The sequence below is a fragment of the Bacillus sp. FJAT-50079 genome, from assembly GCF_018343515.1.
GTDB lineage: Bacteria > Bacillota > Bacilli > Bacillales > Bacillaceae_C > Lederbergia.
Window position 1 is genome coordinate 463,871 of sequence record NZ_JAGYPD010000005.1, and the last position, 20,087, is coordinate 483,957.

Genomic DNA, 20,087 nt, shown 5'->3' on the forward strand with positions numbered 1-20,087 from the left:
AAAGTGAATATAAAAACCGCTATATTTTTTAGCGGTTTTTTAGTAGTTTCTTGTTATACATTCCGGGAATGCAAATTACACATTTATTTCTTATCTATATTTTTTGTATTTCCGCTCTTAATTAATTCTTTTTAATGTTTTAAAAGCATCTTCAAAGTATGGAATATCTTTCCACACCTTGCTATCACCTATGATAACGAGCCGATATTTCGCTCGTGTTACCGCAACATTTAATATATTCGGTGTTGATCCAGCCCAATTAGCTGCACCTTTTCCTTCATTATTATCACAACCTAATACAAGTATTACCTCGTGAGCTTCTTTTCCTTGGAACGTATGAATCGTGCCACAAGAATCCCTAACCCAACTTATAATTTGTTTTGGATCTTCATTTACTAGTCTTTGTTTTAGTTGACGACGAAGTAATGTTTTTATCCCTTCAGCAACTGATTTAAAAGGACTAATGATATACAGATTTGGAAACTCACCTTGTAAATCATAAGCTGCTAAAACACATTCAACAACTTTATCACCTTGTTCTTGAATAAAATGGTTTTTACCACCTTTTGATTTTCCATTTATATCAAGCCACTGTGATTGTTTAAACAATAACTTCACATTATCTTTCGGTCCCACCGATTGATTATACATTCGATTATTATAGGCAATTTCATTAGAAATTGAGAACATCGGATCTAAACAACGACGATGGACAGATAACGGACATCCTAACCATAATTCTTTATCAAGATATTCTGTCATTCCACCGAATCGATTGACATGATCGGCTAAAACTTGAACAGATAATTCTAAAGGACGATAAGCAGCATCTATACTCAGATTATCTGCTAATATCGTTGTAATTGTCTTAGGTACGGTCACAACTGGTTCTACTTGCAATGGATCTCCAACAACGATTGCTTTGCTCGTACGCCATATTGCACCAAGTGCTTGATGTGGTGTTGCTTGTCCCGCTTCATCTATGACAAGCATACCTAATTCTCCTTTCCCTACATCTGCTAAAAATCGCTTCACCGAAGCAAAGGTTGTAGAAATGACAGGTGAAATCATCATTAATGTATTTAAAAGATACGCATATGCTAATTGTTTATCTTCTTTTTGAAAAGCTCCATCCCACATGTTCATTAAGCAATTAATATTTTGTTTTACTTCTTTTGAATTTAATATAAAAGATTCATGTAATTGCAGGGCTTCATAAAATAATTCTTCTCGCAACAAATCATAATCTTTATTCGTCCAAGGAGAGGCCAATTGCGATGATTCATTATTCGTAATATCTTTCCAAAATGCATCATCAGCAAAATTGCCTTGTAACTTTTCTTTAGCATTGTCCAAATGCTCTTCAACTGTCTGTATTTCTATTTCTAATTGAGTATATTCTTTTTTAGCTTTTTGTATTGACGTCTCAGCATTATGTAATTGCTGATTTGTTTCCACCTCATCTTTTTGATTATTATTTTTTTCGATAATCGCATGATTTACTGTTTGCTCTAATTCTTTAATTTTTTGAAAAGATATGTCATTTTTAAAGAAGAAGGAGAACCATTTCTTATAAAACGGAATACGATCCTTCAACTCATTAATCGTATGTGTATCAATGATAATTCTTTCTTCTAAATTTTTAATTGCCATTTTAATAGACTCTAATTTTTCAGTTTTTCCAATGATTGTAGAATTAATTTCGTTCATCAAACGTTGTAGTTCGTTTAAGTCTTCTTTCCATGCATCTAATTTTTGAACATTTTCATATATTTCTTTTAGTTTTTTTCGATAAGCAAGTACTTCATCATGTTTCTTTTTAAAGGACTGTTTTGCTTCTTTCCAACTATGGATTTCACCTTCGTATAAACTTCCAAATCGTTTACCTTTACGATTGTCAAAAATCGTCTTCATTTTTTTAATGTTACTGCTCTTTCCACCCGCAAGAGAAATAATTCCCCAAAATGGCTCATCTTCTTCTAAATGTTTAGCAAGTTCAGTAAAGTAAACATTCTTATGCTTTCTAATATTGAATAAATCTGAATGGGCATTAGCTACCTCATCCGCTAAAGGTAATTCTTTCGATAGGTTCTCAACTGCATTGTTATTATTTGAGGCAACAATAATGCCGTATTCTTTTAAATCATCTCGTAGCATATAAAAGTTTTTCAAAAATTGACCTGGAGGTGAAATAAAAGATTGTCGAGTAAACGCATGCGATGGTTGATTTAACTGACTTAGTTTGATCGCCCGTTCAACTACATTTGAAGCAATGATCTCTTTTAACAATGTTGTTTTTCCTGTTCCAGGTGGACCGTTGACAGAGAATATATTATTTGTAAAACCTTCATCAGAAATTCCCATATTAATCGCTATTTGTTGCATTAAACTTGGATGATAGATAGAGGGCCATTTCCCTAAAGGATATCTGTCTGGGTGTGTCCATTTTTTCATATGTTCAACGTCTGAATCGATATGAATACGTTCCGTTTCCTTTATTAATGCCTTAATATAAAAAGCAATTGGATCATTTTCATCTATTTCTTTTCGTACCATTTTAATATCTGAAGCATAGAAACTCGGCAAAACGCTATTCGTTTGCTTTTCTTCATCCATCGGTGATTTTTTTAATGGATCAATTAAACCACGATATTGAAAAGGAATAGATAATTGGATGTTACTTTGGATTTTTTCACATAATTTCTTTAATGCTTCATGATTAAAAGAAGGTTGATTGACTAAATAATCGTTTATTTTTTCGTTTACATCTTCTAACACTTCTTCTTTTAAATCAATATGTACATTCCGATGATAAATAATTTGGGCAACCGCCCAAATATATGGAGAGACTGAGAAAGATTCCTCTACATATTTTCCATCTTCATCTAATTGAAGTCCACATAAATACGAAATGGATTTATCTTCATCAATGGCATCTTTTTTATCAATTGCTTTATACATTTCTTCTACTAAATCACCTGTCGTATATGTTCCTAAAAAGACTTCATACCCTTTAGCCCTCTTATCCACCTCATGCCAGGGTAATCTCATTTCTTTATCAGAAATAACCGACATCTGTTTTTGCTTATTTATAGTAAGTGGTGAAAAAAACTCTAAATTATACCAATAATCGAGCAAAGATTTAATCTGACTCATTGTATTTAAAACCCCCGTCTATCTATCTATTTAACATTATTGTATAGAAGTTAATATATGGAAGCAAAATAGAATAAAAAACAATAACAATCCGAATATTCAGATCATTAAACAAGTCTTTAAATTAACTCATAACTTCAAGTATGGAAAAGAAGAAGGTGAAAAGATAGTGAAGAAAAGTGATCAAGAGTAAATATGAAAATATTGGATAAAATTGAATGTTTATTTAGTAGGTTATTTGATAACTTCATTGACAGCTATGGGTTAAAAGGAAAAGAAGAGAGAAAAAAGAACTCTTTTCCCCCACTCTTTCTTCTATTAAGGCAAGAAGAAAACCGGGATAATATTGGGTTAGAGTTGGGATTCGTTGTTTATTATTGTGCTACATTTACAGTTGAAGCAACGCCACATGTGCAGAGTGTATGTGGCAACACAAGAGTGCTGGTGGGTTACATTATAAAGGTTTGGTTCCACACTACGGGGACTAAAACCTTAATGGGTTGTTATTGGAGACTGAGTATGAATTGAATATTGATATGATATAGAATTAGTAATACTAAACCAGTATTTTAATAATCAAATAGAAAAGGCTTGAATCTTAACTATCAGGCCTTTCCTAATTAATTAAACTTATTATTTTTACAAAATACTTTCCCTAAGCATATATCCAGCAACTGACCCCTATAATAAGGATTGTGCATCTTCAAAATTTAAAGTCCATATTTCATTCGTTGAATAGTCCGAAAACTTAACAGTTATTCCTAGAGGATGAAGCAAAAGTTAAAGTAACTTCTTTACAGAAGTCCTTATTAGTTTGTGAATGTAGATTGAAATAATCATAGGGCAGGGTTTTTCTTCTTTTTTCAATCAGGCAAAAAGGATGGGATTCTGTTCCCACCCTCTCTAATATTTCTTTTCTTCCTGCTCGAATATCACACGAACACCAAGCAGTTTTATTTTGGATGATATTGAATCAGAATCAAAAATCGGAAATGTTTACCTTTGGGCTACACCCGACGTTCTAGCAACACACAGCACTCCACATGCGCCGTTTGCGGGAACATGTCTACTGGTTGAATTTCTTTTACTTTATATCCATTTTTAGTTAGATATCTTAGGTCTCTTTCCAAAGTGACTGGATTGCAGGAGACATAAATCACTTTCTGTGGCGATAGTTTTATCAGGGAAGATAAGAACTTTTCGTCACTTCCTGACCTTGGTGGATCCATTATTACTAAGTCCATTTTTGTATGTTCATTTGCAAGTTTCACCATAAAGTCCCCGGCATCATCGTTGTAAAAATAGGCATTTTTAATATTGTTATTTTTAGCGTTTTTTATTGCATCTTTTACGGCATCTTTATTTAGTTCAACACCTATAACCTTCTTCACTTTGTCGCTGACTATTAATGATATCGTGCCTATTCCACAATATGCGTCTATTACTGTTTCATTGCCCTTTAGTTTTGCCATCTCAATTCCCTTGTTGTATAAAATCTCAGTTTGAATTGGGTTGACTTGATAAAAAGACTTAGCTGAAATTTGGAATTTTACATCACATAATATATCTTCAATATATCCTTTTCCATATAAAACAATTTCCTCATTTCCCAGTACTACTGACGTTCTCCGCTTATTAATATTCATTATAACAGTAGATATTTCTGGATGAGCTTTGAGCAATGCTTTGATAAAATTATTTTTGCCTGGGAAAATTTTCGTTGATGTGACTAGGACAACCATTACTTGATTCGTTGAAAATCCCCTTTTTATCAGTACATGCCTTAGGAACCCTCTACCTGTGTCTTCATCAAATGGTTGCATTTTGAAAGACTTCATAAATCCCTTGATGGTTTCTATAATTTCATCTGCCTTACGGTCATGTATCAAACATTCGTCTATATCAATTACATTATGACTGTCTTCCTGGTATATCCCTGATATAATCTGTCTCTTTTTATCATAAGCAAATGTTGAATGCACCTTATTCCTATAGTAATAAGGTTCTTTCATAGTTAAAATATCATTGACCTTACAATATGACCCTAAAAGATTTTCCACTAGTTTTTGTTTAAAATTGTCCTGTGCTTCAGGGGACATATGTTGAAGCTGACATCCACCACATTTACTATAATATGTGCATTCTGGTTTTACCCTATCCTTTGACTCTTTTTCAATTTTGATCACATTAACAGAAACTTTTTTTGGGGTTTTTATCGTTTCAACGATTGCAGTTTCTCCTTCAAGTAGATTGGATACAAGGTAATCTTTTCCCTTGATATTTATAATTCCCTTTCCACTTTCATGCAGACCTATACATTTAACTTTTAACTTTCCTTTGTTCATCTTGCACCTTCTCTCTCCTACATAATATCACGCAAATTCCTTCACCACCATCTGCCAATTCACTTTTTATTGTGGCTATCAACGATTAAAAAATCAGATGTGAATACAATTGTTTGCCACACAAATTTTGTAGAATTGGATGATGGAATCATTTTCTAAAAATCGAAATGTCCGTTTCATATAAAGGAAAAACGATGCTAATCGGCATCGACATACTTGTTGTTGATATTAGCACGGCATACGACATTGTCTACCTCGTAGGTGCTTACTTTTAAAATAGTGAATGCAACCATAAATATTTAATTGTGAATTAGTAACGCTTATTATAGTCAAATACAAAAACAGCCCATGCCCCAATATGAGCTGCTCTATCCTTCACATCAATTCTTTCTTACTTCTTCATCGAAATCATCTGTACGTTCTAGATACGAAACTACTTCAACATGTGTTGATAGTAGGTCGCAGACATATTTAAAAGGATGTAGTTGTGTTTACCTTGCCAATATATAGATTGTTCACTATTTTAGAAGTGAGATGAGAGAAAATAGAATTGAGGAATAAGAAAAAGGAACAATGCACAGTTAGCCTCTTTATTTACGGAAATTTCAAATGGTACTTCTCTTGGCTCTATTCCTACTAGATAAACTGCTTCTTCATCACTGCCGTATCCAATTAAATCGCACAATTTATTTTTATTATCTAGAAAGTGATAAGATCATGGTACTTGTATAGGGTGATTTAAGTTATTTTTAATCGTAAACTCAACAGAGCTTATTTTTTCTCTTGGATTCATATCTTACTTTACTCGACTAGAGTAACAATTACATTGGAATGCTCAACCGTTTTGTTATTTGTATATGTTGTTGGATAATCTTGATCAGAACAACCAATTAATAATACTTATAATAGAAGTATTACCAATGGAAAAGAGAATTTTTTCACATAACCACATCTTTCATTAGCATTATAATGTTATAAAAGTACTAATTGGATAGGTTATATAAATGCATTAATTAGTCACTCAATTAAATAATAGAATTCTGAAAATTAATTATTATTCTTTTAACGAATGGAAATTGTCAACTTTTAGAATAAAGTTGTCTTTTGATTTGTAAATAATTCTCGATTTCTTTCATTAAATAGAATAAATTTGCCCTTGTTTCAAATTCATCTCTCGTTTTAGGTAAGTCGGTTTTTTTGATTAATTTCCAACTCTCTTTTACTTTTCCAAATGAAATATGTGTCGTATTTTTCTCATTCACATTTTGACTCAGATATTCGAGTAAATCAGCAATATATTCCTTTTGCTTTAAGTTTTGTCCAAGGGAAGAAACGACTGGCAACATACGTTTAAGGATGATAAATTGGTCTTCCCTCATCTCTAAATAAAAGTAGTCCTGACGATGATTTTTGATTAAATGGTTTTCAATATCCTGTATGACCATTTCTTTTGCTTTTTTTATTAAATCCTCCGCCAGAACAATTTCTTGGCTATCACAAGTTTGTTGATGCCCCCTTAAATAGACCGCAAACATAGAAAGAATCATACTAAACTTTTCTTCGATTTGATCTTTATAAGTTTCAATTTCCTTTTTAAAACTTGGCATGATATTGTTTATAATAAATGCAATTCCGATACCAATGATAATAATCAATAACTCACTTAATATGATTTCCAGGCTAAAGTCTCGTAATGTGTAAAGATGAGTAACCACCACCATACTTGTAACAAAGCCATTCTGAATTTTCCATTTTACCAATAAGGGAACAAACAATAGAATAAAAAATCCAATGACAACCGGAGAATAACCAAAGATTTCAAAAGCGACACCACTTAGAAATAAGGACAATAAACAGGCGAAAAATTTATCTAAGATTGTTTGTACAGTCCGTTTTTTTGTCCTTTCAACACACATGATTACAATGATGGCAGCAAATACAGAAAACTCAAGTTGCAGTAAACCTGCAAGCCATATCGCTAAAGATGCCCCTATAGCTGTCTTAATCGTTCTTGATCCCATTCCAACCATAATACTACACCGTCCATATACAAATTTTTATTAATAAAACAACCATTTTAAGCAGCATCAAAGATAATTTAGATATTTATATTTTTTTCACCATATCCACAAGTAAGTAGTGTGGATTTTTATTAAGTCTTTTCTTACCAAGTTTGCTTTTATCAAAAAAATATTAAGAATCTGATTCTAACCTTATTATATTAACATTACCATGAATAATCAGCTCTCTTAAAGTTGAGCTTTGAGATCTCAGTAATTTCAATTTAATTCTTATTTTTGCTTTTATTACTATTTCCAAAGAAAATGATTACACTTCGCCCTTTTACCATATGATTTTTTAATATAAGCACGTTCTTTTGAAATCACATTAATTTGTCGTAAACTATATTAGAAATAAGAATATAAATATATCTTTATCTAAAGGGAGGACATTTTATAATGGAATGGAAGGAAATTACCACACTCGAAGAATGGGATGCTATCTTAGAAAAGTCGGCAGAAAAAGACCAAGTTATTCTTAAACATAGTACAACTTGTCCGGTTAGTTTCAATGCGTTAGATGAGTATAACGATTATTTGGAAGATAATCCAGATCAAAATATTGATTATACGTTAGTTAAAGTAAGAGAATCTCGTCCTGTTTCTAATAAAATCGAAACTGATTTAAATGTGAAGCATGAATCACCGCAAATTATTTACATTAAAAATAAAGCGAAATATTGGTCAGCTACTCATTGGGCAGTGACAAAAGCGCATATGAAAGCTGTTATAGACTAAGTTAAATGGTGCTAGATGTGTAGCATTACTTTAGAGATGAAATATCTTTCTTTGAAGTTATTATGCTTTGCAATTGCTTTTGAATTGGACTTGAAACAAACTGAGGAACTATTGAAAATGGCAGGATATACTCTTGCAGAGGAGAATAACAGAACCTACGGAAAAAGATTTATATGAAATTATTGATCATGTTGCATTGGAATTACGTGCGCCATCATTAGCAGAGAACTAGATTACCAAAATTGCTAACACCATTTCCACTTAGAAAAAGTGCCTATTAGATTTGTAATAGTCAGCGATGAATGAATGAATAGCCAAACGAGGACTAATAAAATTAATAGTTATAACTACATTGTTTTTATACGATTTTGGAAAAAAATCGGTCAGTTATTATCATTAGGATTTTATAAACGAAATTAGAAAGACTTATTGTAAAATGAAACTCCAATTAATGGAGGAATTTCCTCATCCACCACTAATTGGAGTTGAACCAATCGGGATTATACGAGCAGTTGATATTCTACATATTCTTACACTTTCCCTAAATTTGAAGTAGAAATCTTACCGTCCGTTAATGTGGGTTAAAAATTACTTTTTACTTTCAACGCTCTTATGATTTATATATCTTTCCTACTCAAATAAAGAACTACTTTTAAGTAATTATCCATTTTACCTAAAGGTAGTTCTTCATTTTTTTCTCACTTTATATGGGACGGAAAATCCAATGTATATACTCACTAAACCGACATCTTTTCATCAATTCACCTAACCACTTTCAACATAAACTTGATCTGATTCCACAAACAAGAAAATACCTATTATGGCAAGTTGACAAATAGATGTTTCATTTAACGTTAGTATATCAATCTTTATTCTTGTGTAATTAACATATAGTCAATAAACTTTCCCACAGCCCCCAACCCGCATTCCTTCGTCCGAGTTAAAATAATGTTCACCGACCCACCTCCCAAAATGGAGGATTTTTGATTCGAAAATGACCCTTTCACCTGTTTTCTATGCGTTTTTTCATATTTTTTTGGAATTAATAATTTATTGAACCGTCTACAGTAATCATTATCTGTTTCTATTCGTTTTCTGTATTCAACATGATAGAATAGTAGGTGCAGCTAAATACAGCGGATGGGCGGTTGGCACTCCCTTGAGAAAGGGGGTGTTTACATGGTGACATACGATGCAATGAATATGCTTTTTCAATTTGGTATATTCCTCGCAACAGCAGCAACAGCTATTGTTGCGATGATTGCTCTATTCATCAACAGAAAAAAGTAACCACCCTCCGCTACTGTCCAGGAAGCTGAGTGGTTACTCTTTGTAACACCTTATGTCTTTTACTGGCCAACCGCACTTCAAGCGGATGTCAGCTGCATTGACTGGGTGTTGTCGCACCCGGTCTTTTTTAGTATATGCTTAGTTTACCACAAGCATACTTGGATTACACCTATCTATGCAGATTGGTTTCTATTTAAAACTTCTCTATTTCTCCACCCGTGACATCAAGGCAACACACTCCACATGCATCGTCTGCGGAAACATATCGACCGGCTGCACTTCCATCGTTTTATATCCACCATCTTCTAATATCCTTAAATCTCGTGCCAACGTTGCAGGGTTACACGAAACATAGACGACTTTTTTCGGTTTCATTTTAATGATCGTGTCGAGCAGGGATTGGTCACAGCCTTTGCGTGGTGGGTCAACGACGAGGACATCGGCCTCAATTCCCTTTTTATACCAATCAGGAATGACTACCTCTGCTTCTCCGACAGCAAATTCAACGTTTGTCATCTGATTGAGTTCAGCGTTTTTTCTTGCGTCTTCGATTGCTTCGGGGACAATTTCGACTCCGTATACCTTTTTAGCCTGTTGGGCAAGGAATAGAGAGATTGTTCCAATTCCGCAATATGCGTCAATGACTGTTTCTTCGCCACTTAGGTTGGCGTATTCTAAGGCTTTGTCGTAGAGCACCTTTGTTTGTTCGGGATTCACTTGATAGAATGAACGAGCTGAAATCGCAAACTTAATATCGCCGATCAAATCATAGATAACCTCTTCTCCCCACAACACTTTCGTTTTCTCACCGAAAATTACATTTGTTCGCTTAGGATTTACGTTTTGTACAATTGATTTTATACCAATTATGTCCCGGGAAATTTCTTCAATTATTTTCTTTTGATTCGGCAAATCTTGCGTTCGTGTGATGAATACAACCATGATTTCTCCCGTCACTTTACCGGAGCGTACCATGACATGTCGAAGCGTCCCTTTATTTGTTTTTTCATTGTATGCTTTTACGCCATATTTTCCGCAAATGGCTTTTACTTTTTGCAAAACGATATCATTTTCCTCAAGCTGAATGAAGCATTCCTTCATATCAATGATGTCATGTGTACGCTGTCTATAAAAACCGCCAATGAGTCCGCCTTCGTGCTCCCCGATCGGAACTTGAGATTTATTACGATAACGCCAAGGTGTATCCATCCCTAATGTTGGATGGACTTTTATCTCTTTTAATTTTCCGATTCGTTCCAAAACATCACGAACTTGTTTTTCTTTCGCCAATAATTGCCCTTCATAACTTAAATGTTGAAGCTGGCAGCCGCCACATTGGGAATAAATGGAACATGGCGGTTCTACTCGATGATCGCTTTCTTCGTAAAGCTCGATTAACCTTCCGAAGCCATATCCTTTATTTAATTTTGTCACTTTGATTTTTGCTTTTTCTCCCGGCAAGCCATTTGGAATGAAAAGCGGATATCCATCTATCTTTGCAACTCCATTGCCATCATGGGTTAAATCTTCAAAAATGACATCAATATAATCATTTTTCTTAATCGGTGCTTGTACTTTTGCCATTATGTTCTTCCTTTTCATACTGAATTCGGTGATTTGATTGTAGCATACAAAGAAGGCTGACGGAATTCGCACGTTTTTTCGAACGTACAATTTTATATGAAAGTTGCACAAGCCTATATGAAACGCCTCTTCCCCTTACCCGCCCATCGATATTATCCCTATTTTTAAATTAGACTAAATTTTCAAATAAAAATGAAGTTGGTAAGGAAATGAAAGGGATCTGGAGCATTTGTAAGCATCACTTGCATTTTACTTACTCAGTCTAATCTGACACGATGTAACACATAGAAAATCAAGGCATATGACATTTGTGTTACAAGCTTGAATTCTACTACACTTGTATAAGTCGTTGAAAATATAAATATGACTAAGGGGTGAGATCATGGATGGAACGAGGAATAAAAAAATAGAAGTGAAAAATGTAACAAAGATGTTTGGCAGAAATCTTCGAAGAGCAAATCAGCTCTTACAAGAGGGCAAGTCTAAAGCCGACATATTAAAAGCAACCGGTACTACCGTTGGTGTAAATCAAGCCAACTTTGATGTGTATGATGGCGAAATTTTTGTCATTATGGGACTTTCAGGTAGTGGAAAATCTACACTTGTTCGGATGTTAAACCGATTAATTGAACCTACTTCCGGCCATGTATTGTTAGATGGGGAAGATATTGTTCAAATGAATAAAGAGCAGCTTCGAAATGTTCGACGTAAAAAAATTGGAATGGTCTTCCAAAAATTTGCTCTATTCCCCCATCGTACGATTTTGGAAAATACCGAATACGGATTAGAAGTACAAGGTATCCAAAAGAACGTACGTCAGGCAAAAGCGATTGAAGCATTACAGCTTGTTGGATTAGCTGGCTATGAACATCAATATCCTGATCAATTAAGTGGAGGAATGCAGCAACGCGTTGGACTAGCGCGAGCTTTAGCAAATGATCCTGATATTTTGCTCATGGATGAAGCATTCAGTGCATTGGATCCACTTATTCGTAAAGATATGCAAAATGAATTATTGCAGCTTCACGATGAAATGGGTAAAACGATTATTTTTATAACACATGACCTTGATGAAGCATTACGGATCGGTGATCGTATTGCCTTGATGAGAGATGGACAAATCGTGCAAATTGGCACGCCAGAAGAAATTTTAATGAATCCTTCAAATGATTATGTAGAGAGATTCGTTGAAGATGTGGATCTATCAAAAGTATTAACTGCCGGACATATTATGAAACGTGCAGAAACTGTTCAAATTGATAGAGGCCCACGAGTGGCTCTTCGATTAATGAAGGATCTTGGTATTTCTTCCATTTATGTCGTTGATCGTCAACATAGACTGCTTGGTGCAGTTACAGCTCAAGATGCAAATGCTGCTTCAGAGGCAGGTCGCACTCTTCAGGAAGTCCTCATAAAAGATATTTCTACTGTACCTTCTAATACATTGTTGACAGACCTTTTCAACCTTGTTTCTACTACTCCTATTCCAGTTGCGGTAGTAAATGAAGAACATCGACTTCAGGGGATCATCATTCGCGGAGCACTCATTGGTGCGCTATCCGGTGACGATCATTTTATTAATGGGCAAGACGATCCAGACAAACATGAATTACGGGAGGTGAATTAATTTGGATACATTAATTCCAAGAATCCCTCTAGCTTCGTGGATCGATCAAATGCTTGATTGGCTCATTGCTACGTTCGGGAACGTTTTTGATGGCATAACCGCCTTGTTAGAAGGAACCGTAAATGGGATTGTTGCAGGTCTCGGGTTTATTCCTTCTATTATATTAGCGATTTTATTTGGATTGTTCGCATGGTGGGTTTCTACAAGAAAAATTGCGATCTTTTCACTTATCGGCTTTTTAATTGTCGACTATTTAGGCTTTTGGAATCCTATGTTGCAAATGCTCGCGCTCGTTTTAACTTCGGTCATCATTTCCATTGCCTTTGGAATTCCAATTGGCATTTGGGCTTCGCAAAATGATACGGCGCGACGAATCGTAACGCCTGTGCTTGACTTTATGCAAACGATGCCCGCATTCGTTTACTTATTGCCAGCGATCTTCTTTTTCAATATTGGGGTCGTTCCTGGTATTGTTGCGTCAGTCATTTTTTCAATGCCGCCAACGATTCGCCTAACGACATTGGGTATTCGCCAAGTACCAGAAGACTTAATTGAAGCGACAGAAGCATTTGGGTCGACGACTAGTCAAAAATTATTTAAAGTTCAAATCCCATTAGCGATGCCGACGATTATGGCAGGTATTAATCAGAGCATTATGCTCGCTTTATCAATGGTTGTCATTGCTTCGATGGTTGGAGCACCTGGTCTCGGTGAAGAAGTATATCGAGCAGTAACACAATTAAAAACAGGTGTAGGCTTTGAAGCAGGATTAGCAATCGTCATCGTTGCGATCATTTTAGATCGAATTACACAACACGCAGGAAAACAAAAACGAGGAGGAATGGTATCATGAATATAGCAAAAAAAATAACAGGACTTGGAACAGTCGCACTACTAGCAATTGGACTTGCCGCTTGTGGAAGTGATAGTGCAAATACAGGTTCAGGAGAAAGTTCAGATTCTGTCGGTAAAAGTGTTGGTTATAAAATTACAGGAATCGACCCTGGTGCAGGAATTATGGAAACAACAGAAACAGCTATCGAAGAATATGAATTGGATGATTGGGAGCTTGTATCAGGCTCTAGTGCAGCAATGACCGCTGCATTAAAAAAGGCATATGACAAAGAAGAGCCGATTATTGTTACTGGCTGGAATCCGCACTGGAAATTTGCTAAGTATGATTTAAAATATTTAGAAGATCCGAAAGGTGTTTACGGTGGAGCGGAAGAGATCCATTCAATCGGACGTTTGAATCTGGAAGAAGACCATCCAGAAGCATATAAATTGTTGCAGCAATTCCATTGGGAAGACGCTGATATGGGTGCGGTAATGCTTGAAATTCAGGATGGTGAAAAACCTGAAGTTGCTGCACAAAATTGGATTGATGCAAATGAAGAAAAGGTTGCTGAGTGGACAGATGGAGTAAATAAAGTCGATGGGGACAAATTTAAACTTGCCTACGTTGCGTGGGATAGTGAAATTGCAAGTACAAATGTTATAAAGCTTGTCCTAGAAGATTTAGGCTATGACGTGACGATCTCGCAAGTTGAAGCAGGACCAATGTGGTCAGCGATTGCTGACGGAAGTGCTGACGCATCTCTCGCTGGTTGGTTACCTGTTACACACAAAACATATGCTGAAAAATTCGAAGGCAAATTTGTAGATATTGGGATTAGTATGGAAAACGTAAAAATTGGACTCACAGTCCCTGCTTATATGGACATTGACTCGATTGAAGATTTAAAAGAATAATATAATCCTGAAGCCAGTCCTTTTAATAGGGCTGGCTTTCTTGCAACACTTCGCCAATTTTGCGATCGTTGATAACGAGATCTGCATACATATCAAATTCCGTTGGTTCCATATTAATGATGACAAGCTTTGCTCTATTTTGTTTAGCGATTAACGGAAATTGATTGGCAGGACTTACCGTTAATGAAGAACCAAGAACGATGAACAGCTCAGCTTTTTCACTTTCTTCTGCCGCCTTCATAAAGGGCTCTTCAGGAAGCATCTCTCCGAATAAGACAACAGAAGGTCGGAGTTTGCCTCCGCATTCACAATGAAATTTTTGATCCGCGTACATTTCATTCCCGTATTCTTTCCCGCACGTATGGCAATGTACTTGCTTCATCGTCCCATGAAGTTCCGCTACGTTTTCACTGCCAGCTTCTTTATGAAATCCATCCACATTTTGCGTGATAATACTTTGAATAATCCCATCTTTTTCCCATTTAGCTAAAGTATGATAGCCTTTATGCGGCTTGCATTCATTTACACCGATAACACGCTGTCTGTAAAATTCAAAAAATCGCTCAACGTTTTCATTTAATGCCTCTGTCGTTGCGATTTTACTCGGATCTTCTTGCTTCCACATCCCGCTATTTTTCGATCGAAAATCAGGAAGGCCACTTTCCGTTGACATCCCCGCCCCTGTGAAAACGACGGTATAATTAGATTCTTTTAACCATTGTGATAACAATGAAATCCTCTCCTTCTAAAAGGTCATCATCCAACTACACTATATACGAATAGAGTGAATATTGCTATGATTGGGGTGAAAGGTGGGATATGATGGAAAAGAAACCGACTCTTGAAGAACGGGTTGACTATTTGGAAAAGCGCGTGCGCTATCTTGAAGAGAAGCTGTATGTAACGAAGTCAAGTACGCCCATAAAGCAAGCGCCACCCTCTTTGTCAGTCACATCCACTGAAGATGCGCCAAAGATCGAATGGGATGTGCTGATTTTCCAAAAGATCTTGCCCCGACTATTTATTTTTGTATTAATCATTGGCATTTTGTGGGGATTTAAAGCTGCTTCTGATTATGGATTTCTAACTAATGCTGTGAAAATCATCATTGGTTTTCTTACTGCAAGCGCCCTTATTATCTTCGGTTTATTGCAATTGAAAAAATCACGGACCATTTTAGGGCAGGTTCTTCTTGGTGGGGCGATTCCGGTTTTGATGTTGACGACGTTTGCGATGCATCAATTATATGGAATGACAGGGCCAACCATCTCGTTTCTTCTAAACATTATTTGGATTGGACTCGGGGTTTATTTCACCTATCAATATCGCTCACAAAGCATTGGGATTGTGTCTGCTATTGGCGGGGTTTTCGTTCCGTTTTTAATTGCAAGTACGACGCCGAATATTCCTGTATTTGTTATGTATGAAACGCTGCTTTACCTTGTATTCATTTGGATTGCGCTTACCTATCGCTACACAGCCCTATATTTTTTTTCTGGTATTTTTCTGCATCTTTCCTTACTCATTTTTTTCAACTTCGCTTCTGTTGCAAATGAATATAAATGGATTGCCGTTTCACCGATTTTATTCCAACAATTCGCTTTGTTAATTGGCTTTGTTCGAACCGATTTTCATTTAAAACGGCAAGCGTATACATTATTTGCTAGTGTGTTATTCACATCGTTATGGATTAGCATTATTTTAACTACATCCGAATCATCGATCATTTTTATACTATTGGCATTGCTTTATGGGATTTCCTATTATTTGTATCGATCCGATTCAATGCGAGCACCGATTTTTATTGCAAATACATTCATAAGTTTATTATTACTCACTCTCATCCACTCAAGCCATTTCGCATACGAAGTATTGGTCGGCTCCAGTCTTATTTATCTATATCTCGCGAAAAAATACAAAAGTAAATTTCATTATTTTCTAGCTGGATTTCAATATTTAATTGCATTTATAATTATTATTTCATTGCCAATTCATTCGTGGATTTCATGGCGTATGCTTCATTGGATTGTTTTTCTAGCAGCAACAGGCTTTTCCCTTTATTATTTATCTACATTAAAAAAAGGAAACAAACGAATTCTTCATATTGGTTTTCCGTATTTTGCGCTCCTTCTTCTTACGTTTACATCAAACCTGTCCGCTCTCATAACAGGAGTTGAAGGAATCGGCCGTACAGAACCGATTGTGTTAAGTGTACTTTGGATCGTGATTGCGATTGGGTTTATGCTTGTTGGAAAAAGTCGCTCCATCATCCAAGGGAAATATGTCGGGGTAGGCGTTCTCTTTATTACACTAGGTAAAATTATTTTAATTGATATTCACTTCGTATCGATTGCAGTGAGGGCAGCACTGTTCATCCTACTAGGACTTGTCGGGTTGATTGTATCGAGAGCCTATTATAAATAGAAGCAAACAAGCAGGTGAAGATTTCTTCACCTGCTTGTTTCTTAACACTTATTCGACGCTTGCTCCTACTTCGTTCACCATTTGTGCAACAGACTCAAGTCCGCCGCCTGATAGGTACCAGAAGTCAGGATCTAAGTAAATAATTTTTCCATTTTTATATGCTTTTGTGCCTTTTACTAAATCATTTTCAATCGATTCTTTCGCTCCAGCTTCGCCACCAACTGCTGCACTACGATCAATAACGAATAAAACGTCCGGGTCTTTTTCTAAAATATATTCAAAAGAAATGCTTTGACCGTGAGTAGATACTTCAATTGTAGAATCTACTGGCGCAAATCCGAATACGTCGTGGATAATTCCAAATCTAGAGCTTGGACCGTACGCACTTACTTTCCCTTCGTTCGCTAAAACGATTAATGCTTTTTCATCAAGAGCAGATGCTTTATCATTTAATGCTTTAATATCATCTTCGATTTTTGCTAATTCAGCTTCAGCTTCAGCTTCTTTATCAAAGATTTGTCCAATTGTTTTTACATTTTCTTCGAATGATTCCATGTATCTTGCTGTGTCAACACCTAAGAAAATTGTTGGTGCGATTTTTGAAAATTCTTCGTATAAATCAGATTGTCTTCCAGAAATAATAATTAAATCTGGTTTGATTTCATTGATTTTTTCTAAATCAGGTTCTTTTAGACTTCCTACGTTAACATACTTTTCATCTTCATATTTTTCCAAGTAGCTTGGAATATTGTTTTGTGGAAGTGCTGTTACTTCAATACCAAGCTTGTCTAGAGTATCAAGTGAACCAAAGTCAAATACAACGACTTTTTCCGGATTTACTTTAACAGGTGTTTCACCTAATTGATGCTTAATCGTTAACTCCTCTACTTCTTCTACTTCTTCTGTTTTTGGTTCGTTATCTGCTGAATTATTATTGTTGTTCTCAGCTCCCTCGTTTTTCGAGTTATTTGAACCACATGCAGCAAGTACCATCATTAAAAATACAATACTTGCGATTGATAATAACTTCTTCATTCCATTTCCACCTCTTCATCTATAATTATGTAATGCTTATTGCATAGACATAAGAACTTTGATTTTTCTGCATCACCGCGATAATGAAACTCATTCTCGTTTATGAATATATCATACTTCCAATTTAATTCAATCCTTTTTTTGATTTTTTTCAAATGAAAAGGTTTACAATTTGCATTTTTTAAAAATGTGGTAAAATACATATAGGTTTATATTATATTAGGGGAATTATATTCATAATAAATTCTTAATAGTATAGCTGTATAAAGTATATTTCAAGGGGAGTTATGGATGATCATTAGACAAATAAGGCTTGAAGATGCTGAGCAATTTGCGAATTTATTAGTTAGCATTGATGCTTCGAATATGATGCTCTACGATCCCGGTGAACGTAAAACGAGCCAAGAACAAGAAGAAAAGCGAATTGAAGCGATACTCCTTCAAGGAAATTCTACCATCATCGTTGCTGAAGATAATGATCGCTTGATTGGATATATCATTATTCTCGGTGGTACAAGTAATCGAAATCGTCATTCCGCCTATATCGTTTGTGGCATACTTGAAGATTATCGTGGTCAAGGAATTGCCGTAAGACTTTTTAAAGAAGCGTTTCGCTGGGCAAAGGAAGTTAGCATTACAAGACTAAGTTTAACAGTCATCGATTATAATGAAAGAGCGACGAAATTATATAAAAAGCTCGGATTTGAAGTAGAAGGAGAAAAAAATCATTCATTAGTAATAAATGGCCAACCTGTCAATGAATTATATTTATATAAATTATTGTAATTAAGAAAAGCGCAAGCGCCCGTTTTAGCGATGTAGAAACTGCGTCAACAGAAGATTAGTGCGTCGGCATGCGGCTATCCTTAAAGGAAACACGGCGAAGAATGAGCCTTATCGTACAGCTAGTCGCTGGGTGACTGGAGCTAGACAAGAATACGCTACTTCAAAATAAAAACAATGAAAAATTTATACTTTCTTTGTAAAAAGCCAACAGCTTAAAATATCGCTGTTGGCTTGTCTTATTACTGTCGCCCCTGATTGAGCGCTTTTCACTTTTCTCAGTCAATCCGGTCTTGAGGGCGAATTTTATCAAGTGGCACAAACACGTCGAGATGACGGTATAGATTAGAAAATTCGGCCGGTAATAAACCACCATATTCTCCATCAATATTTAACTGCATTTTTTCTGATGATTTGACTTTAATATGGTTCGCTTTCACGTAAATCAGATTCGGGTCATTAATATGTTCTCCACGAAGTGCGAGTGAAGCGACGCGAATAAATTCGGCGAGATTTGTTTTCTTTAAAATCATGAGCGTAAACAAGCCATCGTTTACGGATGAATCAGGAGCAAGCTTTTCAAAGCCGCCAATCGAGTTTGTTAACCCGATTAAAAATAACATAATTTCGCCTTCAAATAATTTTCCATCATATTCAATGCTTACTTCTGCTGGGTGAATTGATGGTAACATTTCAATTCCTTTTAAATAATAGGCCAATTGTCCGAGCACCGTTTTCAGTTTACTCGGGACTTCGTAAGTAAGTTCAGTTAGCCTGCCACCACCCGCAATATTAATAAAGTAGCTGTCATTCATTCGGCCAATATCTACTGGAATCGTATCTCCAGTAAGAATAATATCAACTGCATCGTCAATATCTCGCGGAATTTGTAATGCTCTTGCAAAATCATTCGTCGTTCCCGTTGGAATTACTCCAAGCTTCGGACGGTAGTCTTGTTCGGCCAAGCCATTGACTACTTCATTAATTGTGCCGTCCCCACCTGCGGCGATGACGAGATCATATTTACGCGCAACAGCGATTTTGGCTGCTTCAACTGCATCCCCTTCTCCTGTTGTCGCGTGACATGATGCTTCATAGCCTCCGGCCTCGAGCTTTTGCAATACGTCTGCAAGGCTTCGCTTAAATATTTCCCGTCCAGAGGTTGGATTGTATATAATACGCGCTCTTTTCAATTTCATTTTACTATCCCCTTAACTGAAGGATCTGCTATTTACTTCATATATTATATCTCTAAATCACATTTAAATCCAATTCGACAAAATTCGGACGGTG

Annotated in this window: 14 protein-coding genes; 7 read left to right on the forward strand and 7 right to left on the reverse strand. The window is 35.7% G+C overall.

What is annotated here, in order from left to right:
- Window positions 1-117: 117 nt before the first annotated feature.
- From KHA95_RS15900 to KHA95_RS15910, 3 genes are all read right to left on the reverse strand, one after another.
- Window positions 118-3,156: an AAA domain-containing protein gene (locus KHA95_RS15900; RefSeq protein ID WP_213138495.1), complete on the reverse strand. Its 3,039-nt coding sequence runs from the start codon at window positions 3,154-3,156 to the stop codon at window positions 118-120.
- A 1,007-nt stretch (window positions 3,157-4,163) separates the two neighbouring features.
- Entirely contained in the window at window positions 4,164-5,501 is a 1,338-nt protein-coding gene (rlmD, locus tag KHA95_RS15905; RefSeq protein ID WP_213138498.1) for a 23S rRNA (uracil(1939)-C(5))-methyltransferase RlmD, read from the reverse strand.
- 1,079 nt (window positions 5,502-6,580) lie between these two features.
- Window positions 6,581-7,531, reverse strand: coding sequence for an aromatic acid exporter family protein (locus KHA95_RS15910; RefSeq protein WP_213138499.1), 951 nt, complete (start codon window positions 7,529-7,531; stop codon window positions 6,581-6,583).
- Between the two features lie 429 nt (window positions 7,532-7,960).
- Here KHA95_RS15910 and ytxJ point away from each other — a divergent pair, with 429 nt between their 5' ends.
- Window positions 7,961-8,299: a bacillithiol system redox-active protein YtxJ gene (gene ytxJ, locus KHA95_RS15915; protein ID WP_213138500.1), complete on the forward strand. Its 339-nt coding sequence runs from the start codon at window positions 7,961-7,963 to the stop codon at window positions 8,297-8,299.
- Window positions 8,300-9,478: 1,179 nt separating this feature from the next.
- A complete protein-coding gene (locus KHA95_RS22975) occupies window positions 9,479-9,589 on the forward strand; it encodes a putative holin-like toxin (RefSeq protein WP_249316967.1) in 111 nt (36 codons plus the stop codon).
- Window positions 9,590-9,793: 204 nt separating this feature from the next.
- On the opposite strand, the gene rlmD (KHA95_RS15920) is transcribed toward KHA95_RS22975, so the two are convergent.
- Window positions 9,794-11,173, reverse strand: a complete 1,380-nt coding sequence (rlmD, locus tag KHA95_RS15920) for a 23S rRNA (uracil(1939)-C(5))-methyltransferase RlmD (RefSeq protein WP_213138501.1) — start codon at window positions 11,171-11,173, stop codon at window positions 9,794-9,796.
- Window positions 11,174-11,555: 382 nt separating this feature from the next.
- On the opposite strand from rlmD (KHA95_RS15920), the gene KHA95_RS15925 reads away from it, so the two are divergent.
- Genes KHA95_RS15925 through KHA95_RS15935 form a run of 3 tightly spaced genes read left to right on the forward strand, consistent with a single transcriptional unit; the run spans window position 11,556 to window position 14,552 of the window.
- Window positions 11,556-12,800 carry a quaternary amine ABC transporter ATP-binding protein gene (locus tag KHA95_RS15925; RefSeq protein WP_213138502.1) on the forward strand — a complete coding sequence of 415 codons (1,245 nt, stop codon included), beginning with the start codon at window positions 11,556-11,558 and terminating at the stop codon, window positions 12,798-12,800.
- A gap of 49 nt (window positions 12,801-12,849) precedes the next feature.
- Entirely contained in the window at window positions 12,850-13,653 is an 804-nt protein-coding gene (locus tag KHA95_RS15930) for an ABC transporter permease (protein WP_481748454.1), read from the forward strand.
- Window positions 13,654-13,655: 2 nt separating this feature from the next.
- Window positions 13,656-14,552, forward strand: coding sequence for a glycine betaine ABC transporter substrate-binding protein (locus KHA95_RS15935; RefSeq protein WP_213138589.1), 897 nt, complete (start codon window positions 13,656-13,658; stop codon window positions 14,550-14,552).
- A gap of 22 nt (window positions 14,553-14,574) precedes the next feature.
- On the opposite strand, the gene KHA95_RS15940 is transcribed toward KHA95_RS15935, so the two are convergent.
- Window positions 14,575-15,282 carry an NAD-dependent deacylase gene (locus KHA95_RS15940; RefSeq protein WP_213138505.1) on the reverse strand — a complete coding sequence of 236 codons (708 nt, stop codon included), beginning with the start codon at window positions 15,280-15,282 and terminating at the stop codon, window positions 14,575-14,577.
- A 92-nt stretch (window positions 15,283-15,374) separates the two neighbouring features.
- Between KHA95_RS15940 and KHA95_RS15945 the strand changes: the two genes are divergently transcribed.
- Entirely contained in the window at window positions 15,375-16,976 is a 1,602-nt protein-coding gene (locus KHA95_RS15945; RefSeq protein ID WP_213138506.1) for a DUF2339 domain-containing protein, read from the forward strand.
- Between the two features lie 48 nt (window positions 16,977-17,024).
- Here KHA95_RS15945 and KHA95_RS15950 read toward each other — a convergent pair whose 3' ends face one another.
- A complete protein-coding gene (locus KHA95_RS15950) occupies window positions 17,025-18,011 on the reverse strand; it encodes a siderophore ABC transporter substrate-binding protein (RefSeq protein WP_213138507.1) in 987 nt (328 codons plus the stop codon).
- 291 nt (window positions 18,012-18,302) lie between these two features.
- Between KHA95_RS15950 and KHA95_RS15955 the strand changes: the two genes are divergently transcribed.
- Window positions 18,303-18,797, forward strand: coding sequence for a GNAT family N-acetyltransferase (locus tag KHA95_RS15955; RefSeq protein WP_213138509.1), 495 nt, complete (start codon window positions 18,303-18,305; stop codon window positions 18,795-18,797).
- A gap of 275 nt (window positions 18,798-19,072) precedes the next feature.
- On the opposite strand, the gene KHA95_RS15960 is transcribed toward KHA95_RS15955, so the two are convergent.
- Window positions 19,073-19,987, reverse strand: a complete 915-nt coding sequence (locus tag KHA95_RS15960) for a diacylglycerol kinase (protein WP_213138590.1) — start codon at window positions 19,985-19,987, stop codon at window positions 19,073-19,075.
- Window positions 19,988-20,087 lie beyond the last annotated feature (100 nt).